The sequence below is a fragment of the Bradyrhizobium sp. SPXBL-04 genome, from assembly GCF_051853035.1.
Lineage (GTDB): Bacteria > Pseudomonadota > Alphaproteobacteria > Rhizobiales > Xanthobacteraceae > Bradyrhizobium > Bradyrhizobium zhanjiangense.
On record NZ_CP182472.1, the window covers coordinates 3,359,935 to 3,385,429 of the forward strand.

27 protein-coding genes are annotated in these 25,495 nt (G+C 63.8%); 17 read left to right on the forward strand and 10 right to left on the reverse strand.

Annotated features, from left to right (window positions below; genetic code table 11):
- Positions 1-36 precede the first annotated feature (36 nt).
- From ACNJX8_RS15640 to cynS, 4 genes are all read left to right on the forward strand, one after another.
- The gene (locus tag ACNJX8_RS15640; RefSeq protein ID WP_128946525.1) at positions 37-1,419 is read left to right on the forward strand and encodes a CmpA/NrtA family ABC transporter substrate-binding protein; all 1,383 of its coding nucleotides are present in this window, start codon (positions 37-39) and stop codon (positions 1,417-1,419) included.
- Positions 1,420-1,585: 166 nt separating this feature from the next.
- Positions 1,586-2,425 carry a nitrate ABC transporter permease gene (ntrB, locus tag ACNJX8_RS15645; protein ID WP_128932890.1) on the forward strand — a complete coding sequence of 280 codons (840 nt, stop codon included), beginning with the start codon at positions 1,586-1,588 and terminating at the stop codon, positions 2,423-2,425.
- A gap of 4 nt (positions 2,426-2,429) precedes the next feature.
- The gene (locus tag ACNJX8_RS15650) at positions 2,430-3,353 is read left to right on the forward strand and encodes an ABC transporter ATP-binding protein (RefSeq protein WP_439361296.1); all 924 of its coding nucleotides are present in this window, start codon (positions 2,430-2,432) and stop codon (positions 3,351-3,353) included.
- Positions 3,354-3,426: 73 nt separating this feature from the next.
- On the forward strand, positions 3,427-3,915 hold the full coding sequence (gene cynS / locus ACNJX8_RS15655; RefSeq protein WP_439361297.1) for a cyanase: 489 nt from the start codon (positions 3,427-3,429) through the stop codon (positions 3,913-3,915).
- Here the strand turns inward: cynS and ACNJX8_RS15660 are convergent.
- Positions 3,902-4,729: an isocitrate lyase/PEP mutase family protein gene (locus tag ACNJX8_RS15660; RefSeq protein ID WP_439361298.1), complete on the reverse strand. Its 828-nt coding sequence runs from the start codon at positions 4,727-4,729 to the stop codon at positions 3,902-3,904. The genes cynS and ACNJX8_RS15660 overlap by 14 nt on opposite strands.
- A gap of 104 nt (positions 4,730-4,833) precedes the next feature.
- Between ACNJX8_RS15660 and ACNJX8_RS15665 the strand changes: the two genes are divergently transcribed.
- On the forward strand, positions 4,834-5,808 hold the full coding sequence (locus ACNJX8_RS15665; RefSeq protein WP_439361299.1) for a LysR family transcriptional regulator: 975 nt from the start codon (positions 4,834-4,836) through the stop codon (positions 5,806-5,808).
- Between the two features lie 5 nt (positions 5,809-5,813).
- On the opposite strand, the gene ACNJX8_RS15670 is transcribed toward ACNJX8_RS15665, so the two are convergent.
- Positions 5,814-6,137, reverse strand: coding sequence for a DUF1476 domain-containing protein (locus ACNJX8_RS15670; protein ID WP_128932894.1), 324 nt, complete (start codon positions 6,135-6,137; stop codon positions 5,814-5,816).
- A 319-nt stretch (positions 6,138-6,456) separates the two neighbouring features.
- On the opposite strand from ACNJX8_RS15670, the gene purC reads away from it, so the two are divergent.
- Both purC and purS read left to right on the forward strand, forming a co-directional pair.
- A complete protein-coding gene (gene purC, locus ACNJX8_RS15675) occupies positions 6,457-7,224 on the forward strand; it encodes a phosphoribosylaminoimidazolesuccinocarboxamide synthase (RefSeq protein ID WP_173015815.1) in 768 nt (255 codons plus the stop codon).
- Positions 7,225-7,239: 15 nt separating this feature from the next.
- Positions 7,240-7,479 (forward strand): phosphoribosylformylglycinamidine synthase subunit PurS, encoded by a 240-nt coding sequence (gene purS / locus ACNJX8_RS15680; protein ID WP_091889056.1) that lies wholly within the window; start codon positions 7,240-7,242, stop codon positions 7,477-7,479.
- Positions 7,480-7,491: 12 nt separating this feature from the next.
- Here the strand turns inward: purS and ACNJX8_RS15685 are convergent, their stop codons facing one another.
- Positions 7,492-8,508 (reverse strand): magnesium and cobalt transport protein CorA, encoded by a 1,017-nt coding sequence (locus tag ACNJX8_RS15685; RefSeq protein ID WP_128938692.1) that lies wholly within the window; start codon positions 8,506-8,508, stop codon positions 7,492-7,494.
- Between the two features lie 170 nt (positions 8,509-8,678).
- Between ACNJX8_RS15685 and purQ the strand changes: the two genes are divergently transcribed.
- Both purQ and ACNJX8_RS15695 read left to right on the forward strand, forming a co-directional pair.
- A complete protein-coding gene (gene purQ / locus ACNJX8_RS15690) occupies positions 8,679-9,380 on the forward strand; it encodes a phosphoribosylformylglycinamidine synthase subunit PurQ (RefSeq protein WP_091889052.1) in 702 nt (233 codons plus the stop codon).
- Positions 9,377-10,351, forward strand: a complete 975-nt coding sequence (locus ACNJX8_RS15695; protein ID WP_439361300.1) for a tripartite tricarboxylate transporter substrate binding protein BugD — start codon at positions 9,377-9,379, stop codon at positions 10,349-10,351. Before purQ ends, ACNJX8_RS15695 begins: the two co-directional genes overlap by 4 nt.
- Before the next feature lie 257 nt (positions 10,352-10,608).
- Here ACNJX8_RS15695 and ACNJX8_RS15700 read toward each other — a convergent pair whose 3' ends face one another.
- Both ACNJX8_RS15700 and ACNJX8_RS15705 read right to left on the reverse strand, forming a co-directional pair.
- Positions 10,609-11,574, reverse strand: coding sequence for a DMT family transporter (locus ACNJX8_RS15700; RefSeq protein ID WP_439361301.1), 966 nt, complete (start codon positions 11,572-11,574; stop codon positions 10,609-10,611).
- A 75-nt stretch (positions 11,575-11,649) separates the two neighbouring features.
- Positions 11,650-12,129, reverse strand: coding sequence for a PaaI family thioesterase (locus tag ACNJX8_RS15705; protein WP_439361302.1), 480 nt, complete (start codon positions 12,127-12,129; stop codon positions 11,650-11,652).
- Between the two features lie 184 nt (positions 12,130-12,313).
- Here ACNJX8_RS15705 and purL point away from each other — a divergent pair, with 184 nt between their 5' ends.
- Positions 12,314-14,524 carry a phosphoribosylformylglycinamidine synthase subunit PurL gene (gene purL, locus ACNJX8_RS15710; protein WP_128938690.1) on the forward strand — a complete coding sequence of 737 codons (2,211 nt, stop codon included), beginning with the start codon at positions 12,314-12,316 and terminating at the stop codon, positions 14,522-14,524.
- Between the two features lie 183 nt (positions 14,525-14,707).
- On the opposite strand, the gene ACNJX8_RS15715 is transcribed toward purL, so the two are convergent.
- Positions 14,708-15,898, reverse strand: coding sequence for an acyltransferase family protein (locus ACNJX8_RS15715; RefSeq protein ID WP_439361303.1), 1,191 nt, complete (start codon positions 15,896-15,898; stop codon positions 14,708-14,710).
- Positions 15,899-16,074: 176 nt separating this feature from the next.
- Here ACNJX8_RS15715 and ACNJX8_RS15720 point away from each other — a divergent pair, with 176 nt between their 5' ends.
- Positions 16,075-16,248, forward strand: coding sequence for a DUF1328 domain-containing protein (locus ACNJX8_RS15720; RefSeq protein WP_007612121.1), 174 nt, complete (start codon positions 16,075-16,077; stop codon positions 16,246-16,248).
- A gap of 122 nt (positions 16,249-16,370) precedes the next feature.
- Here ACNJX8_RS15720 and ACNJX8_RS15725 read toward each other — a convergent pair whose 3' ends face one another.
- Entirely contained in the window at positions 16,371-16,730 is a 360-nt protein-coding gene (locus ACNJX8_RS15725) for a DUF427 domain-containing protein (protein WP_128932901.1), read from the reverse strand.
- Between the two features lie 174 nt (positions 16,731-16,904).
- On the opposite strand from ACNJX8_RS15725, the gene ACNJX8_RS15730 reads away from it, so the two are divergent.
- Together ACNJX8_RS15730 and ACNJX8_RS15735 are read left to right on the forward strand one after the other, a co-directional pair.
- Positions 16,905-17,150: a BolA family protein gene (locus ACNJX8_RS15730; protein ID WP_128932902.1), complete on the forward strand. Its 246-nt coding sequence runs from the start codon at positions 16,905-16,907 to the stop codon at positions 17,148-17,150.
- 39 nt (positions 17,151-17,189) lie between these two features.
- Complete coding sequence (locus ACNJX8_RS15735; protein WP_439361304.1) at positions 17,190-18,371, forward strand: low temperature requirement protein A; 1,182 nt, start codon at positions 17,190-17,192, stop codon at positions 18,369-18,371.
- Between the two features lie 10 nt (positions 18,372-18,381).
- Here ACNJX8_RS15735 and egtD read toward each other — a convergent pair whose 3' ends face one another.
- Both egtD and egtB read right to left on the reverse strand, forming a co-directional pair.
- Positions 18,382-19,353 carry an L-histidine N(alpha)-methyltransferase gene (gene egtD / locus ACNJX8_RS15740; protein ID WP_439361305.1) on the reverse strand — a complete coding sequence of 324 codons (972 nt, stop codon included), beginning with the start codon at positions 19,351-19,353 and terminating at the stop codon, positions 18,382-18,384.
- Positions 19,354-19,401: 48 nt separating this feature from the next.
- Entirely contained in the window at positions 19,402-20,700 is a 1,299-nt protein-coding gene (egtB, locus tag ACNJX8_RS15745; protein WP_439361918.1) for an ergothioneine biosynthesis protein EgtB, read from the reverse strand.
- A gap of 249 nt (positions 20,701-20,949) precedes the next feature.
- Between egtB and grxD the strand changes: the two genes are divergently transcribed.
- The 4 genes from grxD to ACNJX8_RS15765 are packed head-to-tail and all read left to right on the forward strand — an operon-like array spanning position 20,950 to position 24,425.
- Entirely contained in the window at positions 20,950-21,276 is a 327-nt protein-coding gene (grxD, locus tag ACNJX8_RS15750) for a Grx4 family monothiol glutaredoxin (protein ID WP_061883061.1), read from the forward strand.
- 3 nt (positions 21,277-21,279) lie between these two features.
- Complete coding sequence (locus ACNJX8_RS15755; RefSeq protein WP_439361306.1) at positions 21,280-21,831, forward strand: O-acetyl-ADP-ribose deacetylase; 552 nt, start codon at positions 21,280-21,282, stop codon at positions 21,829-21,831.
- A 46-nt stretch (positions 21,832-21,877) separates the two neighbouring features.
- Positions 21,878-23,164: a serine hydrolase domain-containing protein gene (locus ACNJX8_RS15760; protein ID WP_439361307.1), complete on the forward strand. Its 1,287-nt coding sequence runs from the start codon at positions 21,878-21,880 to the stop codon at positions 23,162-23,164.
- Position 23,165: 1 nt separating this feature from the next.
- Complete coding sequence (locus ACNJX8_RS15765; RefSeq protein WP_439361308.1) at positions 23,166-24,425, forward strand: serine hydrolase domain-containing protein; 1,260 nt, start codon at positions 23,166-23,168, stop codon at positions 24,423-24,425.
- Here the strand turns inward: ACNJX8_RS15765 and ACNJX8_RS15770 are convergent, their stop codons facing one another.
- Positions 24,426-25,493, reverse strand: a complete 1,068-nt coding sequence (locus ACNJX8_RS15770; protein ID WP_128932909.1) for a threonine aldolase family protein — start codon at positions 25,491-25,493, stop codon at positions 24,426-24,428.
- Positions 25,494-25,495: the final 2 nt, after the last annotated feature.

Sequence of the window (25,495 nt, forward strand, 5' to 3'; positions counted from 1 at the left end):
GCGTAATCCCTTCTGCAATGACGCGCAGGAGGTCCGATGTCCACATTCGACAATCCGTTTGATCCCGATCGAAACCTTCGAGCCGGTTGTGTCTGTGGCCAGCACCGATCGGCGGCGGAGCACGAGCAGGCCAGCGCAGCCCTGCGCTGCGACCCGACGGACAGCGAGGAGACGCGTTACGCGGGCGTCGTCGCCTCCGCGGTGATGCGCGCGATGTTTCCGCAAGATATGGCGCGGCGCGCGTTTCTGAAATCGGTTGGGGCCTCGACGGCGCTGGCGGCGCTATCGCAGTTCTTCCCGCTTCAGACCGCAACCGAGGTGTTTGCCGAGACTGGCGCGCCCGAGAAGAAGGACCTCAAGGTCGGCTTCATCCCGATCACCTGCGCGACGCCGATCATCATGGCGGCCCCGCTCGGTTTCTATGCCAAGCACGGCCTCAACGTCGAAGTGGTCAAGACCGCCGGCTGGGCCGTGATCCGCGACAAGACCATCAACAAGGAATACGACGCGGCGCACATGCTGGCGCCGATGCCGATCGCGATCTCGCTGGGGCTCGGTGCGAATGCCATTCCCTTTGCCGTGCCGGCGATCGAGAACATCAACGGGCAGGGCATCGTGCTGGCGGCCAAGCACAAGGACAAGCGCGATCCCAAGGACTGGAAGGGCCTGAAGTTCGCCATTCCCTTCGACTATTCCATGCACAACTATTTGCTGCGCTATTATCTCGCGGAAGCCGGTCTCGACCCCGATACCGACGTGCAGCTGCGCTCGGTACCGCCGCCAGAGATGGTCGCGAATTTGCGCGCCGACAACATCGACGGCTTCCTCGCGCCCGACAACATCTGCCAGCGCGCGATCTATGACGGCGTCGGTTTCATGCATCTCTTGTCCAAGGAGATCTGGGACGGCCATCCCTGCTGCAGCTTTGCTGCGAGTCGAGAGTTCATCACGACGGCGCCGAACAGCTTTGCGGCACTGACGCGGGCCATCGTTGATGCGACGGCCTATGCGTCGAAGGCGGAGAACCGCAAGCAGATCGCGGAGGCGATCGCGCCGGCGAACTACATCAACGCACCGGTCACGGTGCTGGAACAGGTTTTGACCGGCACCTACGCCGACGGCCTCGGTGGCGTGAAGACCGACGCCAAGCGGGTAGATTTCGATCCGTTCCCCTGGCAGTCCTTTGCGGTGTGGATGCTGACGCAGATGAAGCGCTGGGGCCAGATCAAGGGCGACGTCGACTACAAGACAGTCGCCGAGCAGGTGTACCTGGCGACCGATACGAAGAAGCTGATGACCGAGATGGGGCTGTCGCCGCCCGTGAGCAGCTACAAGTCGTTCGCGGTGATGGGCAAGACATTCGATCCGACCAAGCCTGAGGACTATTTGGCCAGCTTCAAAATCAGGAAGGCGTCGTGAGTAAACTTCTCTCGCTACCGTCGTCCCGGCGAAGGCCGGGACTCATAACCCCAGGGAGATGTTTGGCGAAGACTCGTCGTTCGGTACTGCTGCCGATGGCGATCGATAGAGTCCGCGGTATGAGTCCCGGCCTTCGCCGGGACGACATGTGGAGAGGTCTTGCGCAATGAACTCCTCCCTCCGCCTCCGCGCCGGCCTCGTCTCTATCGCGCTTCTCGCCGCATTCCTCGGCATCTGGCATCTCGCCACGCGCTCGACCGGCACAACGACAGCGATGAGCCCGGAATACGCCAAGCTGATGGGCCTGACCGCGACGCAGGGCAAATCCGCGATGCCCGGGCCGCTCGATGTCGGCGCAAAGCTCTGGGAGCACCTGAGGCGGCCGTTCTATGACAACGGGCCGAACGACAAGGGGCTCGGCATCCAGCTTGCCTATTCGATCGCGCGCGTCGGCACCGGCTATCTGCTGGCGGTGATGGTCGCGATCCCGCTCGGCTTCCTCATCGGCATGTCGCCGCTGCTCAGCAAGGCGCTCGATCCCTTCATCCAGGTGCTCAAGCCGATCTCACCGCTGGCCTGGATGCCGCTCGCGCTCTACACCATCAAGGATTCCTCGGTCTCGGCGATCTTCGTCATCTTCATCTGCTCGATCTGGCCGATGCTGCTCAATACCGTCTTCGGCGTTGCCGGCGTGCGCAAGGAGTGGATCAACGTCGCGCGCACGCTTGAGGTCGGCACCGTCAGGCGCGCCTTCACCGTGATCCTACCGGCGGCGGCGCCGACGATCTTGACCGGGATGCGCATCTCGATCGGCATTGCCTGGCTCGTGATCGTCGCGGCCGAAATGCTCGTCGGCGGCACCGGCATCGGCTATTTCGTCTGGAACGAGTGGAACAACCTCTCGATCACCAACGTCATCATCGCGATCCTCCTGATCGGGATCGTCGGCATGCTGCTTGACCAGATCCTGGCGCGCTTCACGCGCATGGTCACGTTTCCGGAGTAGGACAGTGACCGATAAATTCATCTCCATCGAAGGCATCGCGAAGCGCTATCCGGGCGCGGGCGGCGCCACCACGAGCGTGTTCGAGAATCTCTGGCTGTCGATGGCCCGCGGCGAGTTCTGTTGCGTGATCGGCCATTCCGGCTGCGGCAAGACCACAGTGCTCAACATCCTCGCCGGCCTCGATGCGCCGAGCGAAGGCGCCGTCATCGTCGACGGGCAGGCGATTTCCGGCACCAGTCTCGACCGCGCCGTGATCTTCCAGAGCCACGCGCTTTTGCCCTGGCGCACCGTGTTCGGCAACGTCGCCTATGCCGTCAGCTCGAAATGGCGGAGCTGGGATCGCGCCAAGGTCAGGGCGCATGCGCAGAGTTTCATCGATCTTGTCGGCCTCACCGGCTCCGAGCACAAGCGTCCCTCCGAGCTGTCGGGCGGCATGAAGCAGCGCGTCGGCATCGCCCGCGCGCTCTCGATCACGCCGAAGATGATGCTGATGGACGAGCCGTTCTCGGCGCTCGACGCGCTGACGCGCGGCACGCTCCAGGACGAGGTGCGGCGCATTTGCCTCGAGACCGGGCAGACCGCGTTCATGATCACCCATGATGTGGACGAGGCGATCTACCTCGCCGACAAGATCTTTCTGATGACCAACGGTCCGGGCGCGGTGCTCGCCGAAGTCGTCGAGAACCCGCTGCCGAGGGATCGCGGCCGCACCGATCTGCACCGCCATCCGCTGTACTACGCCCTGCGCAACCACATCATCGATTTCCTGGTGACGCGTAGCAAGACCTTTGCCGCCGAGACGCCCGGTCACGATCCGCGCAACGTGCCGGTGGTTCAGATCGGCAAGCCCGGACTAACGATCGCGTCGAATGGCGAAGAGCAACGACAGCCATGGATATCCGGGCCCAGCCCCGGACTCACTGCGTGATTTTATAGACGCACGATCTACGGAAAACCGCTTCACACTTTCCGGATCATGCCTTTGAAGAGGAGACCCTGACATGAAACGCGAAGACCTCACCGAAAAGCTGCTCGACATCAAGCGCGAGAAGGGCTGGAGCTGGAAACACATCTGCGACAAGATCGGTGGCTATTCCGAGGTGCTGATCGTTGGCGCGATCCTCGGTCAGATGAAATTGACCAAGCCGCAGGCCGCGAATGCCGGCGAGCTGTTCGGCCTGTCGAAGGCGGAGGTTGCCATTCTGAACGAGGTGCCGATGCGCGGCACCGGCACGCCAATGCCGCCGACCGATCCGCTGATCTACCGCTTCTACGAGATGGTGATGGTGAACGGCCCAGCCTGGAAGGCGCTGATCGAGGAAGAGTTCGGCGACGGCATCATGTCGGCGATCGACTTCGACATGGGCATCGAGCGCGTCGCCAATCCGAAGGGCGACCGCGTCAAGATCACCATGAGCGGCAAGTTCCTGCCGTACAAATATTACGGCGCCAGCGGCAACGTGCCGGAATACGGCTTTAGGGAGGAGTGAGCGCGGCGAAGGCGGCGCGCAGCTCGCCGACGGGCGCCATGTCGCGAACATAGGTGAAGGATCCCTTGTCCTTCATCTCGCGTGCGCAGTTCAGGAACGCGGCGAGCGCGTAGCGCGACATGGCCCCGCCGACGCTGATGCGCTTGACGCCGGCGGCGGACAATTGCCCAACTGTCAGCGTCGGGTCGGCAAAGCCCATCACGTGGTTGAACGGCTTGCTGAGCGAGGCGACGACGGTCCGGATCGTGGCGAGATCGTAGAGGCCCGGCGCATACAGGACATCGGCGCCCGCGGCCTCGAAGGCCTGCAGGCGGCGAATTGTGTCGTCGATGTCCTTGCGGCCGTGCAGGAAGTTCTCGGCCCGCGCAGTCAGCGTGAACGGAATCGGCAGCGCGCGCGCCACTTCGACCGCGGCCTGGACGCGCTCGACGGCGTGAGAAAAGTCGTAGATGGGGCGATCGCGGTCGCCGCTGAAATCCTCGATCGAACCTCCGACCGCGCCAGCCTCGGCGGCGCGCTGAATCGCTTGGGCGGCACGCTTCGGCTCATCTGCGCCGCAATTCTCGAGGTCGACGCTGACCGGCAAGTTGGTGGCTTCGACGATCGCGCGCGCGTTGGCGAGGATGACGTCGAGACCGACGCCGCCGCTGCCGAGCATGTTGGCCACCCCGAGGCTCGTGGTCGCGAGGGCCTCGAAGCCCATCGCCGCGAGCAGCTTGGCCGTCCCGGCGTCCCACGGATTGGGAATGATGAAGGCTCCGGGCCGCTCGTGCAGCGCGCGAAACGCCGTCGCCTTGTCCAGCTGGCTCGTCATGGCTCGTCTCCGTGTTGTTCGTGCACGCAGCCTTAGGAGCATTTCCGTCATCCGCCAAATTTGTTATTTCTCCGGACATCATCAGTTTTTTGCATGAGGTTGCGATGGACAGTGACGCCATCAACACCTTCCTGGCGGTTCATCGCAGGGGCGGGATCTCGAATGCCGCAAAATTCTTGCACCGTTCGCAGCCGGCGATTTCGCGCCGTATCGCCTTGCTGGAGCAGGAGCTCGGCGTGCCCCTGTTCGAGCGGGTGGCAGGCCGCACCCGGCTCAGCGATGCCGGGCGCGTGCTGATCCCCTATGCCGAGCGCGCCGTTGCCGCGGCGCAGGACGCCGAACAGGCGATACGCGCGTTGACCAAGCAGAATTCGGGGCCGGTTTCGCTGGCCGTCACCGGTACGCTGGCCGATGGCCGCCTCTCGACCATCATGAAGCGGTTTGCGAGGGAAAATCCCGCCGTCACGCTGGCATTGCAGACAGCGACCAGTGCGGAGGTCAGCGATCTCATTCGGCGCGGCGAGGCCACGATCGGCCTGCGCTACAACACCGACCGCTCCGGCGATCTCGCCTGCGAGCAGGTGCTGAGCGAGGCGTTGCAGGTCGTCTGTGCGCCCGACCATCCTCTGGCCGGAAAGCGCGTGAAGCGCCTCGCCGAGCTGCACGGCGAGCGCTGGATCGCATTCCCGGAGACTCGCGGTCGTCGCGAGATCGCCGCCGCTCACGTGTTCGCGTTGTTTCTGACGCAAGGGCTTGGCGAAATCGAGTGGACGGCCGTGGACAGCCTCACCGCGCAGAAGCGGCTCGTGGAATCGGGCTTTGGCCTTGCACTCCTGGCGAGAAGCCACGTGGCGGAGGAGCTGCGTGCGGCCTCGATCGCGACGATCGCCGTGGGCGATCTTGCCGCGAACCAGGACATCGTCCTTGTCACGCGTCGTGGCGGCTTTCTGAGCGCGGCCGCCGAGCGCCTGCTCGAGACCATCCGCCGCCACTATGCCGGGCCGGATGTCTCGACCACGCGGGACGCCAGAAAGCGGTCGCCGGCGCGCAAGGGAATTGCGCGCCGGCGACTCGCCTGAACCAGTTACTTCCCGGCCTTCACCTCGGCGGCCGCCACCGCGATCAGCTCGCTCATCTTGGCGCGAATCGCCTGCTCGGTGACGGCGACCTTCTTGGCGGCGAAATCGGCCATGACCTTGCGCAGGACGTCGCCATCACCGGCCTCCTCGAAATCGGCCGCGACCACCTCCTTGGCATAGGCGGTGGCGGCGTCACCGGTGATGCCGAGCTGTTCGGCCGCCCACAGGCCGAGCAGCCGGTTGCGGCGGGCCTCCGCCTTGAATTTCTGCTCCTCGTCGAGGGCGAACTTCTTCTCGAAACCTTCCTCGCGCTTGTCGAACTCGCTCATGCTTTGTTCCAAATCCCTCTGAATGGAGTGGGAGCCTTCCGTTGCGGCGGCCCGGCTGCATGCCTACATAGAGAGCAGAAATAGGCAAAACAACGGGCCGTTAAGCCGCAGGCAAGACGGTATAAGTTGGTGCCGGACGGCCGGATCGATTGTGCTTGGACAGCCAATCGGATAGGTTGCCTAAGGCTTGGTTCCCGTTCTGTTTCCAAGGATTCGAGACGGGTTCCCAGCCGTTCACGGCAGCTCCGCTGTGGGTCCTAATCCTAGTCAACCGGAGCACACCAAATTCATGGATTTCAACAAAACACGGTACATCCCAATGAGCCGTCGGCGTCGCATTTATGAAGGCAAGGCAAAGGTTCTCTATGAAGGCCCGGAGCCCGGTACCCTGATCCAGCACTTCAAGGACGACGCCACCGCATTCAATGCGAAAAAGCATCAGGTGATCGAGGGCAAGGGCGTCCTCAACAACCGGATCTCGGAGTACCTGTTTCAGCACCTCAACGACATCGGGGTGCCGACCCATTTCATCCGCCGCCTCAACATGCGCGAGCAGTTGATTCGCGAGGTCGAGATCGTGCCGCTGGAGGTGGTGGTGCGGAACGTTGCCGCCGGCTCGCTGTCGCAGCGCCTCGGCATCGAGGAGGGCACCCAGCTGCCCCGTTCGATCATCGAATTCTACTACAAGAACGACCAGCTCAACGACCCCATGGTGTCGGAAGAGCACATCACAGCCTTCGGCTGGGCGACGCCGCAGGAGATCGATGACATCATGGCGCTCGCCATCCGCGTCAACGACTTCCTCACCGGCCTCTTCCTCGGCATCGGCATCCGCCTCGTCGACTTCAAGATGGAGTGCGGCCGCCTGTTCGAGAACGAGATGATGCGGATCATCGTCGCCGACGAGATCTCGCCGGACTCCTGCCGTCTGTGGGACATCAAGTCGAACGAGAAGCTCGACAAGGACCGCTTCCGCAGGGATCTCGGTGGCCTGCTCGAGGCCTATACCGAAGTCGCAAAGCGCCTCGGCATCCTCATGGAGAACGAGCGTCCCCAGGGCTCCGGCCCGGTGCTGGTGAAGAGCTGAGAGAGGATTTTTGACGTGAAGGCACGTGTCACCGTTACCCTGAAGACGGGCATCCTCGATCCGCAAGGTAAGGCCATCGAAGGCGCGCTGAAGTCGCTCGGCGTCGACGGCGTCGCCAGCGTCCGCCAGGGCAAGGTGTTCGACATCGAGCTCGCTGGCGCCGACAAGACCAAGGCGGAAGCCGTGCTGAAGGAAGCCGCTGACAAGCTGCTGGCGAACACCGTGATCGAGAATTATCGGGTCGAGATCGTCTAACGCGCGGGCGGCTTACAGCCACCCTGCACGACGGAATCGCCAGTACAGCGCGCCGCATGCCGTCAGCATCACGCCGAGCAGCATGTAATAGCCGTACTCCCATTCCAGCTCCGGCATGTGCTTGAAGTTCATGCCGTAGATGCCGGCGAGTGCGGTCGGGATCGCGATGATCGCGAGCCAGGAAGCGAGCTTCTTGGACACCGCCGTCTCCTGAGCCTGGCCGACCAGCAGGCTCGCCTCGAAGGCAAAGGCCAGCACCTCGCGCATGGAATCGATCCGCTCCTGGATGTTGCGGACGTGGTCGGTGACGTCGCGGAACAGTGGCTGCATGGCCTGCCGCACCATCGACAGCTCGTCATGCTCCAGCCGGCGGCAGACCTCCACCAGCGGCCCGATTGCGTTGCGGAGTCGCAGGAGGTCGCGGCGCAGCATATAGAGCCGCTCGATCTGCGCCTTGGTGATCGCGTGCGCGAGCACGTCGTCCTCGATCTCCTCGATCTCCTCGTGAATGCTCTCCAGCACGGGCGAGTAATTGTCGACGATGAAATCGAGGATGGCGTACAGGATGTAGTCCTCGCCGCGGGCGAGCGCCCGCGGACAGCTCTCACAGCGTTCGCGCACCGGTGTGTAGGAGGTCGAAGCGCCGTGGCGCACCGAGACCAGATAGCCATCGCCAACGAAAATGTGCGTCTCGCCGAAGGCGATCCGGCCTTCGACCAGTTGCGCGGTGCGCGCAACGATGAACAGAGCCTCGCCGTACTGCTCGATCTTGGGCCGCTGATGGGCGTGGTTGGCGTCCTCGATCGCGAGATCATGCAAATCGAACTGCTTCTGCACCGCGCCGAGCAGCGCCATGTCCGGCTCGTGCAGGCCGATCCAGACCACATGGCCGGGCTTGGCCCGCCAGCTCGAGGCCTCGCTGATGGCGATATTGGCGACGCGCCGGCCGTCGACATAGGCGCCGGCAGCAACGACGCCCTCGGTGGGCACCGGCTCGGAGGGAGATGCGGACAGCGACGGGATATTCATAGCTTCAATCCCGAGCAAATCGAGCGGTCAGACTGCGTGCGACCAGAGCCTGTGTACAAGGCCGTTTGCCGAGGCTAGCACTGGTAAAATCCCCGTCAAATGGTTATGTCTGTTGGCGAATTGGCCCCTCCGTGCCACCCCCGATTCCAGCCACCGTCGGAACTTAAGCCATGAAAGCCGCCATCCTCGTCTTTCCCGGAATTAATCGCGAGCGCGACATGGCGCGTGCCTTGAGGCTGATCTCCGGCAGCGAGCCCGCAATGGTGTGGCACGCCGAGACCTCGCTGCCTGCGGGCACCGACCTCGTGGTGGTGCCGGGTGGCTTCTCCTATGGCGATTACCTGCGCTGCGGCGCGATTGCGGCGCGGGCGCCGGTGATGGACGCGGTGCGCGACTATGCGGCCAAGGGCGGCCTCGTGCTCGGCGTCTGCAACGGCTTCCAGATTCTCTGCGAGTCCGGCCTGTTGCCGGGCGTCTTGATGCGCAATGCGCGGCTGAAATTCATCTGCCACGACGTGCATCTGCGGGTCGAGCGTTCCGACACGCCGTTCACCCGCGGCTACAATGCCGGGCAGGTGATCCGCGTGCCGGTCGCCCACGGTGAGGGCAATTACGAGGCGGACGAAGAGACCATCAAGCGGCTCGAAGGTGAGGGGCGGGTGCTCTATCGCTACTGCTCGGCCGACGGTGTCGTTGACGATGACAGCAACATCAACGGCGCGGCGCATTCGATCGCCGGCATCGTCAACGACAAGGGCAACGTGCTCGGCATGATGCCGCATCCTGAAAACCACGTCGAAGACATCATGGGCTGCACCGACGGCCGCGGCCTGTTCGCCGGCCTGGTCCAGCATCTGGAAAAAGCCGCGTGATCTCGTTCATGCTGAAGCGGTCGCTCGCCGCGCTCGCGGCGCTGTCGTTCGCGACCGTTGCGTTCGCGCAGGATTATCCCAAACGTCCTGTTACCATGATCGTGCCGTTCGCGGCCGGCGGCACCTCGGACGTGATCGCGCGAACCGTCGCCGAGCAGATGGGCATCGCGCTCGGCCAGACGATCGTGATCGAGAACGTCGCCGGTGCCGGCGGCTCGACCGCGCTGGCACGCGCCTCTCGCGCCGAGCCCGACGGCTACACCATTGCGATCGGCAATGCCGGCACCAATGCCGCGACCTACACGATCTATCCAAAACTGCCGTTCACGCCGGACTCGTTCGTGCCGATCGCCATGGTGGCGAAGACGTTCGGCATCATCGCCGTGCGCAATGATTTTCCGGCGAAGGACCTGAAGGAGTTCATCGCCTACGCCAAGGCCAATCCAGGCAAGATCAATCTCGGCCATGCCGGCGTCGGCTCGTCGAACTATTTGATCTGCAAGAGCTTCGTCACCGCCGCCGGGATCGACGCGACGCTGGTCGGCTATCGCGGCGCCGCGCCCGCGCTGACCGATGCAGTCGGCGGTCAGATCGACGGCGTCTGCGATGCGGCCGCCTCCGTCTCTCAGGCGATCAACGAGAAGCTGGTGAAGGGCGTCGTGGTCGGCTCCACCGTGCGGCTCGCGACGCTGCCGGATCTGCCGACGTCGACCGAAGCCGGGCTGCCCGAGTTCGAGGCGCAGGGCTGGAACGGCCTGTTTGCGCCCAAGGGCACCCCGCCGGCCGTCATCGCCAAGCTCAACGCCGCCGCGCGCACGGCGGTGGAAGCCGACGCGGTGAAGAAGCGCTTTGCCGACCTCTCGACCGTTGCGCCCGACCCCGACGAGCACACGCCCGAGGTGCTGCAAAAGCTCGTGACGCGCGACGTCGAGAAGTACCGGAAGATGCTGGCGGACGACGCCAAGCAATAGCGGCATTCGGCTGCGATTTCACGAACTTGCATCGCGTTTGAGACGACTGACCCTCGTCGCAACGCTGGACGATCTCCAGAAGCAATGGCCGGACTTCGATTCCGCCGACGCGCATCTGCTCTACGCCCGCGCCTGAAATGGGACGACGTCGAATACGACCCCAATAGTCTCGCCGTGCGGGTGCGCCGCGAGATGGAAGCGGCCTTCCGGCAGCCGAACGTGGCTGCTTGATTGACGCTCGCAAAAAGCGCTTCACGCTATCGTAGCTTCAGCCGCTCCGCCGGCGCTGTCATGGCCGCAACGCCGGCCATGACCAGCAGCAGGCCCAGCGCCAGGTTTGATGGCACGTTCTCGCCGAGCAGCAACACGGAGAGGCCGACGCCGATCGGGATGCGCAAATAGCCTTGCGCGTTGGTGGTCAGCGTGCCGAGCCGGGCGAGGCAGACGTAGAACAGCATCAAGCCCAATGCGCTCGACACGATGCCCATGACGATGGTGGCGATGATCGCGGTCGGCGTCGGGTGCAGCATCCAGGGCTGATCGATGACAAGCGAGGGCGGCAGCAGGATGATGCCGCCGAACAGCAACGAGCCCGCCGCCACCACCATCGGGTCGTAGTCGGACAGCCTGAGGCCGAAGATCGTGGCGCAGGCAAAGGAGATGGTGGCGAAGAGAATCGCGATCTCCGCGACGATCTCGCTGCCAAAGCCGCGTAGCGCATCGAGGCCAACGATGAGAATCGTGCCGGCAAGGCCCAGGATCGCGCCCGCGAGCTTCAGCAGCGTTGCCGGTTCGTGCCGTGTGATCAGCGAGGTGATGAGGAAGGCGAAGATCGGCGTCGTCGACGCCAGCACCACCGTGTTCGATGCCGGCACGTATTGCTGCGACCAGGTGATGATCAGGAACGGGAAGGTCGAGTTGATCAATTGCTGGGTCGCGAACAGCTTCCAGGCCTTGGCGTCGGTCGGGATCGTGACGCCGCGCATCCACAGGATCGCGAACAGGAAGGCGGCCGCGATCAGCGAGCGCGCCGAGATGAAGGTGATGGGCGGAATCGTGTCCAGCGCGAGCTTCGCCAACGGATAGGTCGAGCTCCAGCAGCAGGCGAGCGCGAACAGCAGCGCATAGTCGCGCCAGCTGCGCGCGCCGGTGGCGGCCATGGACGGCGACGGCGTTGATGCGGACGCCATCGCGCGACCCGCCTCAGATGTGCTCTGCGGCACCTTGTTCCTGCTCCCCGGCGCACAAGCGCTTGATGCAACTCTGGGCGAGGGGGCGTGAAAAGGGAAGGCGTCGAGCTATGCGTTTGGCTGGGGCTGCGGCTTCCGCTTCATCCGCTTGATCGTGCCGGAAAAGGTGAGCAGCAGCCGCTCGCCGGACATCATCTTGCCGCGCAGGAAGATCAGCGAGCCGCCGGCGCGGCTGACCTCGCCGGTGCATTCGATCAGCTCGCCCTCCCGTGCCGCGTCGAGGAATTCGCAGGCAAAGTTGGTCGTCACCGCCCGGCTGTCCAGGACGTGGGTGGCGATTGCGAACAGGGAGTAGTCGGCAAAGGCCATATAGCAGCCGCCATGGACGTTGCCGGAGCCGTTGAGGTGCTTCTTTTCGACCCGGAAGGCGCTGCGGACACTGCCGTCCGCCTCGATCCGGTGCCAGAACGGGCCGACATGGGACTCAAAACTGTCCCGAATCCAGGTCCGCCAGCCCTTAAATTCTCCCTCGGTGGCAACATGGAGGTCGGGGCGGGGGGGAGCGGGCGCTTTGGTCAATTCGTGCAAGGAAATGGGCCTTCAATTGCGGGTCTTTAGCCCTTAAATCCGATCCGTCCGCGCCGTGCAATTCCTGTTCCCGCGGGGCCCCCGCCGCAAAACGTGGGACAGCGGGAAAATGCGCCATAAAGGGCTTTTCCAAGCCCTCCGATGTTCCTAAGAACGGCCAAAGCCCGCCGAAAGCCCCGAATCCATGAAGAATGAACCCAAGATCACCCCCGAACTGGTTGCCGCCCACGGGCTCAAGCCCGACGAGTATGAGCGCATCCTCAAGCTGATCGGGCGGGAGCCGACCTTCACTGAGCTCGGCATCTTTTCGGCGATGTGGAACGAGCATTGCTCGTACAAGTCGTCGCGTATCCATCTGCGCGGTCTGCCGACCAAGGCGCCCTGGGTGATCCAGGGCCCGGGCGAGAATGCCGGCGTAATCGACATCGGCGATGGCCAGGCCGTGGTCTTCAAGATGGAGAGCCACAACCACCCAAGCTACATCGAGCCCTATCAGGGCGCGACCACCGGCGTCGGTGGCATTTTGCGCGACGTCTTCACCATGGGCGCGCGCCCGATCGCTTGCCTCAATGCGCTGAGCTTCGGTGCGCCGGAACATCCCAAGACGCGGCACCTCGTCTCCGGCGTGGTTGCCGGCGTTGGTGGCTATGGCAATTCCTTCGGCGTGCCGACGGTCGGTGGCCAGGTCCGCTTCCACACCCGCTATGACGGCAACATCCTCGTCAACGCGATGGCGGTCGGCCTCGCCGATGCCGACAAGATCTTCTATGCGGCCGCCTCCGGCGTGAACATGCCGATCGTCTATTTGGGCTCCAAGACCGGACGCGACGGCATTCACGGCGCCTCGATGGCGTCGGCCGAGTTCGACGACAAGTCCGAGGAGAAGCGCCCGACCGTGCAGGTCGGCGATCCCTTCGCCGAGAAGCTGCTGCTGGAAGCCTGCCTCGAGATCATGGAGAAGGGCTGCGTCATCGCGATCCAGGACATGGGCGCGGCGGGCCTGACCTGCTCGGCGGTCGAGATGGGCGCTAAGGGCGATCTCGGTGTCGATCTCGATCTTGATGCGGTGCCGACCCGCGAGACCGGCATGAGCGCCTACGAGATGATGCTCTCGGAGAGCCAGGAGCGCATGCTCATGGTGCTCAAGCCCGAGAAGGAAAAGGAAGCCGAGGCCATCTTCACGAAGTGGGGGCTCGATTTCGCCGTGGTCGGCTACACCACGCCGAGCAAGCGTTTCGTGGTCAAGCATGGCGGCGACGTCATGGCCGACCTGCCGATCAAGGAGCTCGGTGACGAGGCGCCGGTCTATGACCGCCCGCATGTCCCCTCCGCCGCGCTGCCGATCGTACATGCGCGTGACGTTGCGGCGCCGATAGGCCTCGGCGCGGCGCTGGAGAAACTGATCGGCACGCCCGACATGTGCAGCAAGCGCTGGGTCTGGGAGCAGTACGACCACGTCATCCTCGGCAACACCATGCAGCGCCCCGGCGGCGACGCCGCCGTGGTGCGTGTGCAGGACGGACCGAAGGGCCTGGCGCTGACCGTCGACGTCACGCCGCGCTATTGTGAGGCCGATCCGTTTGAGGGCGGCAAGCAGGCGGTGGCGGAAGCCTGGCGCAACATCACTGCGGTCGGCGGCAAGCCGCTGGCGATCACCGACAACCTCAATTTCGGCAACCCTGAAAGGCCCGAGATCATGGGGCAGTTCGTCGGCTGCCTGAAGGGTATCTCGGAAGCCTGCCGCACGCTCGACTTCCCGGTCGTCTCCGGCAACGTCTCGCTCTACAACGAGACCAACGGCCGTGCGATCCTGCCGACGCCCTCGATCGGCGGCGTCGGCCTGCTCGACGATTTCACCAAATCCGCTTCGCTCGCCTTCAAGGCCGAGGGCGAGGCGATCCTGCTCGTCGGCGAGACCCATGGCTGGCTCGGCCAGTCGGTTTACTTGCGCGACATCTGCGGCCGCGAGGAGGGCGCTCCGCCGCCGGTCGATCTCGCCGCGGAGAAGCGCAATGGCGATTGCGTGCGCGGCATGATCCATGCGGGCACCGCGACGGCCGTGCACGATCTCTCCGACGGCGGTCTCTTGATCGCGCTCGCCGAGATGGCGATGGCGAGCGGCATCGGCGCAAAATTGCTCGCCGCGCCGACCGCGCTTGTGTCGCAGGCCTATTGGTTCGGCGAGGACCAGGCACGCTATCTCGTCACCGTGCCGGAAACTGAGGCCGGCCGCGTGCTCGCCAAGATGCGCGGATGCGAGGTGCCCTGCGTGCGGATCGGCACCACCGGGGGCGATGCGATCGCCATCGCGGGCGAGGCGCCGGTGGCGATCGACACGCTGCGCAAGTCGTTCGAGCGCTGGCTGCCGGAGTATATGGGCGGGAAGGCGGCGTAAGCCGTTCCCGCGCTCTCCGTCATTGCGAAGTGCAAAGCGACGAAGCAATCCAGACGGTTTCCGCGGAGGGACTCTGGATTGCTTCGTCGCAGGGGGCTCCTCGCAATGACGAGTTGAGAGACCTTGACCTCACGATAAGTCCCGTAGCCCGGATGGAGCGTGCGCTCCATCCGGGCTTCTGGGTCACAGCACCCTCGTTGCCCCGGGGATTTGGCGCAAGGCGCGCGTTAGCGCCCAACTGAACGCGACTGTCAGCACGAACCCGATCGTCGCCTTGACGATCGCTGGCAGCTCATAATCAAACAGCCAGTATTGCAGCCAAAGCGCGATCGGGTAGTGCACCAAAAACATGCCGTAGGCGTCCGACTGCATCGGATCGAGTAGCTTGGCTGAGCCTGATTGTCTGAACCTCTGGAAAAAGGCCAGGATTAGAAACATGATGGCCACGCTGAAGACAGCGAAGCAGATGGCATAGAGCCCCTCATACCAGTTCGGCAGCGGCGACGGATTTCCCAGTATTTCGCGCTTGATGAAGATCAGCCCCCAGAGCAGGCAATACGGAACGATCGTCAAGACCATCCAGTCCCAGCTGACCTTCGCCATCCGGCCGTCTGCCGCGAGCAGGCCGCGATCCATATTCGCGACGCCAATGCCGGCACCGAAAAAGAAGTAGCTCGCATAGAGCATCACACGCCCGTGCTGCACCGAGAAGGGCCCAAGCTCGAACCAGTTGCCTGGTCCATAATACATCAGCCCGGGAACATAGAACGCTGCGGTGACGGCAAGCATGACCGCGAAGAACACGGCGGGCCGACGGCGACCGTGCAGCGAGAGGCGGTTGATCGGATCGAGCAGGGTGGGTGACAGCCGATGCAATATGCAGGCGACCACGTCGAATCCGAGCAGGACCCAAAGGAACCAGATCGGCCCGCTCGGCCACGGGCCCTTCGTGACCATATTCCACCAATATTCCGAAAAGCCGATCTCGGGATGGTGTCTGAGCGAGATGGCGTAATAGGCGAGCGGAATGATCGTGAATGCGCAGATCACGAACGGCAGGCCAAGCCGAAGCAGGCGATCGGCCAAATAGTTCAGCGGTCCCTTGCGGGCGATGCCCGACCACGCAAACAAGCCCGACAGGAAGAAGAACATCGCCATGAAGAAGCTGTCGGTGGCGAGCACGATCATGTCGAAGCCGAAGAAGAATTTCGGGTCGGTATGACCGAAGTAAGTATAGGGGATGACGGCATGGTGCAGCAGCACCACCAGCGTCAGGAAGGTACGGGCACGATCGAGCGACAAATTGCGCGTCTTGGCCTTAGGTGCGGCATGTGTCTCTGCGCCGATCGTCGCCGAATGTGACATCGTCATCATGATTGCCCCGCGCTTCCGCCCCGGCTGGACTGTGCCGCCGGGAACCTGATTCAGCAAGGGCCGTTTGGGTCGCTCTTCAGTCCCCGGACCCCTTAGGAACCAGTTCCGCGTAACGAAGTTAGGGTTCGCGAAAAGGGCGTGAGGCCGCGAGGGGCGGCACCAATTCGGAGCTGGCGATGACGATCCTGAAGTGGGCGCTGATCTTCTTACTCGTTTCGATCGTGGCCGGTGTGCTCGGCTTCACCGGCATTTCGGCCGCCTCCGCCGATATCGCCCGCTTCCTGTTCTACGTCTTCGTCGTGATCTTCCTGGTGCTGCTGATCCTGGGGCTCACGATCTTCAGGGCGTAGCTTAGGTTCGTCATTCCGGGATGGTGCGTCAGCACCAGACCCGGAATCTCGAGATTCTCAGGTGCGCAACTGCGCACCAGGGTTCGGTCCTGCGGACCGCCCCGGAATGACGGCACCCAAAACTACCCCACTTCCTCGATCTTCACCTTGTCGGGATAGAAGGCCAGATGGCCGGAAATCTCCGTCATCGCGGGGAAGGGCGTCTCGTAGGTCCAGATCGCGTTGTCCAGCGTCTTGCCGTCGGTTTTGACGCTGTAATAGTTCGCATCGCCCTTGTACGGACAATGGGTGACGCGGTCGGTGCGCTCAAGCAGGGCCATGTTGGTGTCCTCCCGTGGCACATATTGCACCGCCGGATATTTGGCCTCCTTCAAGGTCAGCGCTTTGCTGGTCTCGGCGATCACGATGTCGCCGGCCGTGACGCGGACGCGCCGGGGATTTTGGGTGATGGTGATGGGGTGGTCGGGCCCTGGAAGCTTCATGATGTCACGCCTTTTCGATCAACCTGCCGCGCGCGGCACTTTGTCGTGCCTTCCTGTTGGGATCAGGGATATAGTGCTTGAGTGCGTGACGGTGAAGGCCGTTCACGCTAAGTTTGGCCGTGCCGGTGAGGGGACCCCGGCAAGCGATTCGAGACCAGAAGGAGCGAGACCAGAATGCCCATGGACGCCCACGATATCGAGGCGATGATCAAGGCAGCAATCCCCGATGCCGAAGTGACCATTCGAGACCTCGCCGGCGATGGCGACCACTATGCTGCGACCGTGATCTCGGAATCCTTCCGCGGCAAATCCCGCGTCCAGCAGCACCAGATCGTCTATCAGTCCCTGCGCGGCCAGATGGGCGGCGTGCTGCATGCGCTGGCGCTGCAAACCGGGGTACCCGGCGGGCCGGGCACTTGATCTGACGGGCACCTGATCCAAGCGCGACGGGGCACGAAGATGGCTGCGGAGAATCCGCGCGGCGCGATGTTTCGCGTCATCGGTCCGAACCAGCACAGCCGTGTCACCAATGCCGAGCTGTTCTTCGACCTCGTCTTCGTCTTTGCCGTCACACAAGTCTCGCACACGCTGCTGCACCATTTTACGCCGCTCGGCGCGGTGCATGTGGCGGTGCTGTTTCTCGCGGTATGGTGGGTGTGGGTCTACACCGCCTGGGTCACCAACTGGCTCAATCCCGAGCTGACGCCGGTCCGCATCCTGCTGTTTGCGATGATGCTCGGCGGCCTTGTGCTGTCGACCACGATTCCGACCGCCTTCGAGGGGAGGGGTCTGTGGTTTGCGATCGCCTATGCGACCATGCAGGTGGGGCGTACCGCGTTCTGGCTGTTCGCGACCCCGCATCACCGCACCGCGGTGCGGCACAACGCGATTCGCATCCTGACCTGGCTCTCGATCTCTGCGGTGCTGTGGATCGCTGGCGGCCTCTCCGAGGGTGATACGCGGCTATGGCTGTGGATCGCGGCGGTGACCTGGGAGTACATCTCCCCGGCGGCGCGCTTCTGGGTCCCGAAGCTGGGCTTCTCGTCGGTCGAGGCCTGGGCCGTCGAAGGCGCGCACATGGCCGAGCGCTGCTCTCTGTTCGTCATCATCGCGCTCGGCGAGGCCATCGTCGTCAACGGCGCCACTTTTGCCGAGTTGACGTGGACCGCGGACAACATCCTCGCCTTCGTCTCGGCGCTGGTCGGCGCCATCGCGATGTGGTGGGTCTATTTCCACAAGGGGGCCGAGGCCGGCTCCGAGCGCATCTCGAAGTCCACCGAATCCGGTCGGCTGGCGCGGCTCGCCTACACCTATCTGCACATGCCGATCGTCGCCGGCATCATCCTGGCCGCGGTCTCGGACGAGCTGGTGCTGAAGCATCCCACCGGCCATTCCGACCTGCGGACCATCGTGAGCACGATCGGCGGTCCCATGGTGTTCCTGGTCGGCACCATCCTGTTCAAGCACGCGATCCGCGGCTTCCTCCAGCTCTCGCACGGCATCGGCATCATCCTGCTGCTGGTGCTGAGCTGGTTCGCGTCGGAGCTATCGCCGCTCTGGCTTTCGGTCGCAACGACCGTGATCATGATCGTCGTGGCGGTGTGGGAGTCGGTGTCGCTGGGAGCGGCAACCGAGGAGTAGGCGCGGAGGCCTACTCGGCCACCTCCAGCGCGTGCACGGAGAACATCTTGGCCGCGTCGGTCCAGCTTTCGCGCACACGCCAGCCCGCGCCATGTGCCAGTGATGCGAAACGCTCGATACTGTATTTGTAACTGTTCTCGGTGTGGATGCTCTCCCCCGGTCGGAACGAGAAGCTGGTGCCGAGCAGGCGTACGGTCTGGCTCTTCTTGCTGATCAGGTGCATCTCGATGCGGTGCCGCTCGCGATTGTAGATCGCGCGATGGGTGAAGGCGGACAGGTCGAAATTGCCGCCGAGCTCGCGGTTGATCCGCACCAGCACATTGAGGTTGAAGCGCGCGGTGACGCCGGCGGCATCGTTGTAGGCGTCGTGCAGTACCCGCTCATCCTTCTCGAGATCGGCGCCGATGATCATCTGCGCGCCCTTACCGAGGATCTTGCGGGCGCTCCTCAAAAAGGCTTGCGCTTCCTGCGGCTCGAAATTGCCGATGGTCGAGCCCGGGAAGAAGCCGACCTTGGGCATGGATGCGACCGCCCTCGGCAGCTCGAACGGCGTGGTGAAGTCGGCGGCGACCGGATAGATGCCGAGCGCGGGAAAATCCCGCTTCAGGCCGTTTGCCTGCGCCTTCAGGAAGTCGCCGGAGATGTCGACGGGCACATAGGCCGCGAACTTGCAATGGCCCAGCAGCAGGCGGACCTTGGTGGTCGCGCCGGCGCCGAACTCGACCAGCGCCGCATGCTCCGGGATAATCTTCGCGATGTCGCTGCCGCGCTCCCTCAGGATCGCAAGCTCAGTGCGCGTCGGATAATATTCCGGGAGGCGCGTGATCGCCTCGAACAGCTCTGACCCCGTCGCATCATAGAAATATTTCGGCGACAGCTTTTTCGGCTGCTGCGAGAGGTCCTCGATCGCCTCGCGGGCGAAGGCAGTCGTCTGCTCGTCGGGGAGATGGGCTTCGGCCAAAGCGCTGGCGTGCACATTCATGATACTCTCCTGAACGCGCTGTCCGGCGCGCATTTGTCGTCGGAATTTTTAGTCGTAGTCGGCGAGCCGCAGCCCCGTGAACTGCCAGCGGTGGTGCGGGTAGAAGAAGTTGCGATAGGTGATACGGCTGTGGCCTTCAGGGGTTGCAAGCGAGGAGCCGCGCAGCACCAGCTGGTTGACCATGAATTTGCCGTTGTATTCGCCGAGCGCGCCTTCAACGGCGCGGTAGCCGGGGTAGGGCGCGTACGAAGAGCGGGTCCATTGCCAGACGATGCCGAAGGCATCGTTGAGCTGGCCGGCGCGCGCGGCGACCTCCCATTCCATCTCGGTCGGCAGGTGTTTTCCAGTCCAGCGGGCGAACGCGTCCGCCTCGTAATAGCTGACGTGGCAGACCGGCGCGTTCGGATCGATCGGCTTGAGGCCGGCAAGCGTCATCACGTGCCACGCGCCTTCGACCTCGCGCCAGTGGCCCGGAGCCTCCCAGCCCTCGTTGCTCACCGTGGCAAAGCCGTCCATCAGCCACAGCGTTGCGGTCCGGTAGCCGCCGTCGCGCATGAAGGCGAGCCATTCACCGTTCGTGACGAGATGGCGGGCGATCTTGACCGGGCCAACGAGCGCGCGATGCGCCGGCTTCTCGTTGTCGAAATGAAAACTGTCGTCGACATGGCCAACGGTGTGGATGCCTTCGTTCAGAGACAGCCAATCCTCGCCGGCACGGGTCGCGGCCGGGAAGCGCCAGTCCGGATCATAGGCCGGGGAGACCGGATTCTGTGCGAAGGCGTGCAGGATGTCGGTGAACATCAATTCCTGATGCTGCTGCTCGTGATTGAGCCCGACCTCGACCAGCGGCGCGATCTCGCGCAGCTTGGCCGCGCCGGCTTCGCGGAAGAATTTGACGACGGCCGCATCGACATATCTGCGATAGGCGCCGACCTGGTCGGCGCTGGGACGGGTGATGTCGCCGCGGCGATGCCGGGCATGACGCGGGCCGGCGCTGACGTAATAGGAATTGAACAGGAATGCGAAATCGGGGTGGAAGGGCCGGTAATCAGGGCAATGTTCGCCGAGCAGGAATTGCTCCCAGAACCAGGTGGTATGCGCCCGGTGCCATTTGATCGGGCTCGCATCCGGCATGGATTGGATCTGCTGGTCCTCGGGTGAGAGTGGCGCCGCCCGGCGTTCGGTCTCGTTGCGGACGGTGAGAAACGCGTCTCCCAGCCGCTGGGCGAGCTTGCCCGGGTCGGAGGACGGTGACGAAAGCGGAGCGGGGGCCGTAGCGGAGGCTTGTTTCGTCACGTTTTTCTCCAGACAGGACAAGAGAACGTTGTTGGCGCTACCCGGTTCCAAAACCAAGGTTCGTCCTAGATAGGGGCTCCGTTACGGTATGAAAGTCCTCTCCGGCGATGATATTGATGTCATCAGCCTATGGACCGGCGGGGCTCAGACCGGCCGCCCAAGTCCAGGACGAGGGCCCTTCGCCGCCATTTTACTTTGGATGCACAACGGTTTGGGCTACATATATGGGCAGATGTCGGGTTAGATCGGCTGAGCCGGCCCGAGACAATTGGTGGGGCTCCGCCCCGGAAGGACATGGAAATGAGCATCGAGGAATTCATCGCCAACGAAGTGAAGTCGAACGACGTCGTTCTGTTCATGAAGGGCACGCCGCAATTTCCGCAGTGCGGGTTCTCCGGCCAGGTCGTCCAGATCCTCGACCATATCGGCGTCGGCTATAAGGGCCTCAACGTCCTGGAATCCGCCGAGCTGCGCAACGGCATCAAGGAATATTCGAACTGGCCGACCATCCCGCAGCTCTATGTGAAGGGCGAGTTCGTCGGCGGCTGCGACATCGTCCGCGAGATGTTCCAGGCCGGCGAATTGCAGCAGCTCTTCTCCGAGAAGGGCGTCGTCGTCGCGGCTTGATGCGTGACCCAGCTGACGCGCCGTGTCAGTGGCGCCGAGCTCGAGGTCATCGTTGCCGACATCACCACGCTCGGCGTTGACGCCATCGTCAACGCCGCAAATTCGTCTCTCCTTGGCGGAGGCGGCGTTGACGGAGCGATCCACGACGCTGCCGGTCCCGAGCTTCTCGCCGAGTGCCGGACGCTCGGAGGATGCCCGACCGGCGATGCCAAGATCACCAAGGGCTATCTTCTGCCTGCGCGCCATGTGATCCATGCCGTCGGCCCCGTCTGGCATGGCGGCAGCCACGGCGAGGCGAAGGCGCTGCGCTCGTGCTATCGTCGCGCGCTCGAGCTCTGTCAGGCCAATGGGCTGAACTCGCTGGCTTTCTCCGCGATCTCGACTGGCGTTTATCGTTTCCCGGCCGACCAGGCCGCGGAGATTGCGGTTCATACGACCATCGACACGCTGCCGGCCGCGCCCTCGGTCAGCCGTGTCATATTCTGTTGTTTCTCGGAGCGAAGCGCCGCCCTTCACATGGACGTGTTGGCGCGGTACGGCCGCCCTTGTGCGTGACGACGCGGTCAGTACACTCCGCCGGACCATGTTCCGGGGAGGGGGTATGATTTCACAATCTGGACTGCGTGCGCTGGTCTGCGGCGCGCTGCTGTCGCTTGGCGCGATGTCGTCCGCGCACGCGGAGGGCACCTACGAGATTCCGGCCGGCGCGCATTTCAACCAGGACAAGCTCGCGAAGGTCAGCGAGTTCTTCAAGAACGAGGTCGCCACCGGCAAGATCGCCGGCGCCACCGTGCTGATCAAGCAGCACGGCAAGCCGGTCTACCACGAAGCCTTCGGCGTGCAGGACGTGGTCAGCAAGGCGCCGATCACCGACAAGACGATTTTCCGCCTGTTCTCGATGACCAAGGCGATCACCTCGGTGGTCGCGATGCGATTGATCGAGGATGGCAAGATCAAGCTAGATGATCCCGTCTCGAAATACATCCCGTCCTTTGCCAATGTGAAGGTCGGCGTCGAGAAGAAGGCGGAGGACGGCAGCAAGTCGCTCGAACTGGTGCCGCCCAACCGGCCGATGACCGTGCTCGACCTGATGCGCCACACCTCGGGCATCACCTATGGATTCTATGGCGACAGCCTGGTGCGCAAAGCCTATCGCGAGGCCAATATCTATGCCGGCGATTTCGACCTTGCCGAGTTCGCCGAGCGGATCGCAAAACTGCCGCTGCACAACCAGCCGGGTGCGCTCTGGCAATATGGCCATTCCACCGACGTGCTGGCGCGTGTGATGGAGATTGCGGCCGGCAAGCCGCTGATCGACATCATGCGGGAAAAGCTGCTCGACCCGCTCGGCATGGTCGATACCGGCTTCTTCGTTACGGCACCCGAGAAGCAGAAGCTCCTGGCGCAGCCGGTGCCGAACGACAGCGATTTCCGGGTCGGCCGGATCAACGATCCGACCGTGGTCAAGAAGATCCAATTCGCCAGCGGCGGCATGGTCACGACCATGGCCGACTATGAGCGCTTTGCGCAGATGCTGCTCAACGGCGGCAGCCTCAACGGCAAGACCATCCTCAAGCCCGAGACATTCAAGCTGATGGTGACCGATCGGGTCGGCCCGAAATCGGGAGTCGACCGTGACTATTTCTACTTCCCCGGTGACGGTTTTGGCTTCGGCCTCGGCCTCGCCGTCCGCACCGATCCCGGCAATGCCAAGCCGCCGCCACCCGGCGATCTCGGCGAATTGAAGTGGGACGGCGCCTCCGGCTGCTATTTCGTGATCGACCCCAAGCAGGACATGTTCTTCGTCCTCCTGGAGCAGACCCCGACCGAGCGCCAACGGGTGCAACGGACATTGAAGCAGTTGGTCTATGAATCCATGGAGAAGTGATGTGCGCGGGCGCCGCGCGCTGATCGCGGCGCTCGTTGTTCTGTTTGGCGTGGTCGGTGCGCGTGCGGGCTCCGAGCGCGCCGCGCACAAATTCTCGCCTGAAGGCCTCGCAAAGATCTCCGACTACATCCGGAACGAGATCGCCACCGGCAAGATTCCCGGCGCCATCCTGCTGCTCCAGCAGCATGGCAAGCCGGTCTACTATGAGAATTTCGGCGTCCGTGACGTCGCGACCGAGATCTCGATGAGCGCGGACACGATCTTCCGCCTCTATTCGATGTCGAAGCCGATCACCTCGGTCATGGCGATGATGCTGGTCGAGGAGGGCAAACTCTCGCTCGACGATCCCGTCTCGAAATACATTCCGGCCTTCGCCAAGATGAAGGTCGGCGTCGAGACGAAGGCCGAGGACGGCAAGGTCGCGCTGGTGCTGGAAGCGCAGAATCGTCCCGTCACGATCAAGGATCTGCTGCGCCACACCTCGGGTCTGCCTTATGGCTATCATGGTGGCGGCATGGTGCGCGAGCTCTATGCCGAGGCCAATCTGTTCCAAAGCAATCTCAGCAATGCCGACTTCGTCGCGAAGATCACCACGCTGCCGCTGGTCGAGCAGCCGGCCACCGCGTGGGATTACGGCTTTTCCACCGACGTGCTCGGCCGCGTCGTCGAGGTCGCTTCCGGCAAGACGCTGCTCCAGTTCGAGAAGGAGCGGCTGCTCGATCCGCTCGGCATGACCGAGACCGCGTTCTTCGTCGCCGATCCCGCCAAATTCCCGCGCGTTGCCGAGCCGATGCCGGAGGACCGCAACATCAACCCGACCACGCCGGTTCGCGACATCAGGCGGCCGTCGAAGTGGGAATCGGGCGGCGGCGGCATGGTCGGCACGATCGGCGACTACGCCCGTTTCGCGCAGATGCTGCTGAATGGCGGCATCTACGAGGGACGGCGTTATCTCAAGCCCGAGACCATCGCGCTGATGGCGTCCGATCATATCGGACCTGAGACGAAGATCGCGCGCGACCAGAACTATTATCCGGGCGACAGCTCCGGCTTCGGCCTCGGCTTTGCCGTACGCACCGCGGTGCCGCTGGGTACGGCGTGGCCGCTTGGCGAGTATCGCTGGGACGGCGTCGGCGGCACCTTCTTCTTCATCGATCCCGAAGACGATCTGTTCGGGATCTTCATGGTGCAGACCCCCTCACAGCGCGGCCGGATCCAGCTGGCGCTGAAGACGCTGATCTATCAGGCGATGGGGCGATAGTTACGCTCCGCGCACGATCTCGCGCACGTATCCGATCGTCTCCTCGATCTGGCTCGCATTGACGTCGAGATGGGTGCAGGCGCGGATGCGGCCGTCCATCATCGCAAGCGTCACGCCGCGCTGGCGCAGCGCTGCGACCATCTTGTCGCCGGGAATGCCGGCGCCGTCGGGCTTGAAGAACACCAGATTGGTCTCGGGCTCCTGCACCTCGATGCCAGAGATCTGCGACAGCCCGCGGGCGAGCGCGCGCGCATTGGCGTGGTCGTCGGCAAGGCGCTCGACGTGATGGTCGAGGGCGTAGATGCAGGCCGCGGCGCAGATGCCGGCCTGCCGCATCGAGCCGCCGAGGCGCTGCTTCCATTGCCACACCGCGTCGATGAAGGCGCGTGAGCCCGCGAGCACGCCGCCGATGGGCGCCCCGAGGCCCTTGGAGAAGTCGATCCAGGCCGAATCCCATCCGGCGGTCATGTCGCGCGGCGAGATTCCGCTCGCCACGGTCGCGTTGAGTAGGCGCGCGCCGTCCATGTGGGTGATGAGGCCATGCTGCTTCGCGATCGCAACGATCTCGTCCAGCGCCGCCTTCTTCCAGATCGTGCCGCCGCCGATATTGGCGGTCTGCTCGACGCTGACGACGGTCTGCGGCGGCTGGTAGCGCGTGCGCGGATGCAGCGCCCTGCGCAATGTGTCGGGCGTGAACTGGCCGTCGGCGCCCTTCAGCTGCGTGACCTGGAAGCCGCCGATCGCCGCATGCGCGCCGCCTTCGCGGGCGATGATGTGCGCGGTCTCGTGGGCGAGGATCTCGTCGCCGGGACGGCAATGCACCAGCGTCGCGGTGACGTTGCACATCGTGCCAGAGGGCATGTACACCGCGGCTTCCTTGCCGAGCAGATCGGCCACGCGCTCGCACAGCGCGTTCACCGTCGGATCGTCGCCGACCTGCTCGTCGCCGACCTCCGCCCGCGCCATCGCCTCGCGCATCGCAGCGGTTGGCTTCGTCTGCGTGTCCGAGAGCAGATTGATGCGCACCGGCGGCGCCTTGGGATCGACGGGGGGAGGGGTGTAGAGCATCA

What these genes read in the sequence shown, in the direction of transcription:
- ACNJX8_RS15640 (WP_128946525.1), top strand. Translation starts at nt 37, where the DNA reads ATGTCCACATTCGACAATCCGTTTGATCCCGATCGAAACCTTCGAGCC.
- ntrB (WP_128932890.1), top strand. Translation starts at nt 1,586, where the DNA reads ATGAACTCCTCCCTCCGCCTCCGCGCCGGCCTCGTCTCTATCGCGCTT.
- cynS (WP_439361297.1), top strand. Translation starts at nt 3,427, where the DNA reads ATGAAACGCGAAGACCTCACCGAAAAGCTGCTCGACATCAAGCGCGAG.
- ACNJX8_RS15660 (WP_439361298.1), bottom strand. Translation starts at nt 4,729, where the DNA reads ATGACGAGCCAGCTGGACAAGGCGACGGCGTTTCGCGCGCTGCACGAG.
- ACNJX8_RS15665 (WP_439361299.1), top strand. Translation starts at nt 4,834, where the DNA reads ATGGACAGTGACGCCATCAACACCTTCCTGGCGGTTCATCGCAGGGGC.
- ACNJX8_RS15670 (WP_128932894.1), bottom strand. Translation starts at nt 6,137, where the DNA reads ATGAGCGAGTTCGACAAGCGCGAGGAAGGTTTCGAGAAGAAGTTCGCC.
- purC (WP_173015815.1), top strand. Translation starts at nt 6,457, where the DNA reads ATGAGCCGTCGGCGTCGCATTTATGAAGGCAAGGCAAAGGTTCTCTAT.
- ACNJX8_RS15685 (WP_128938692.1), bottom strand. Translation starts at nt 8,508, where the DNA reads ATGAATATCCCGTCGCTGTCCGCATCTCCCTCCGAGCCGGTGCCCACC.
- purQ (WP_091889052.1), top strand. Translation starts at nt 8,679, where the DNA reads ATGAAAGCCGCCATCCTCGTCTTTCCCGGAATTAATCGCGAGCGCGAC.
- purL (WP_128938690.1), top strand. Translation starts at nt 12,314, where the DNA reads ATGAAGAATGAACCCAAGATCACCCCCGAACTGGTTGCCGCCCACGGG.
- ACNJX8_RS15715 (WP_439361303.1), bottom strand. Translation starts at nt 15,898, where the DNA reads ATGATGACGATGTCACATTCGGCGACGATCGGCGCAGAGACACATGCC.
- ACNJX8_RS15720 (WP_007612121.1), top strand. Translation starts at nt 16,075, where the DNA reads ATGACGATCCTGAAGTGGGCGCTGATCTTCTTACTCGTTTCGATCGTG.
- ACNJX8_RS15725 (WP_128932901.1), bottom strand. Translation starts at nt 16,730, where the DNA reads ATGAAGCTTCCAGGGCCCGACCACCCCATCACCATCACCCAAAATCCC.
- ACNJX8_RS15730 (WP_128932902.1), top strand. Translation starts at nt 16,905, where the DNA reads ATGCCCATGGACGCCCACGATATCGAGGCGATGATCAAGGCAGCAATC.
- ACNJX8_RS15735 (WP_439361304.1), top strand. Translation starts at nt 17,190, where the DNA reads ATGGCTGCGGAGAATCCGCGCGGCGCGATGTTTCGCGTCATCGGTCCG.
- egtD (WP_439361305.1), bottom strand. Translation starts at nt 19,353, where the DNA reads ATGAATGTGCACGCCAGCGCTTTGGCCGAAGCCCATCTCCCCGACGAG.
- grxD (WP_061883061.1), top strand. Translation starts at nt 20,950, where the DNA reads ATGAGCATCGAGGAATTCATCGCCAACGAAGTGAAGTCGAACGACGTC.
- ACNJX8_RS15760 (WP_439361307.1), top strand. Translation starts at nt 21,878, where the DNA reads ATGATTTCACAATCTGGACTGCGTGCGCTGGTCTGCGGCGCGCTGCTG.
- ACNJX8_RS15770 (WP_128932909.1), bottom strand. Translation starts at nt 25,493, where the DNA reads ATGCTCTACACCCCTCCCCCCGTCGATCCCAAGGCGCCGCCGGTGCGC.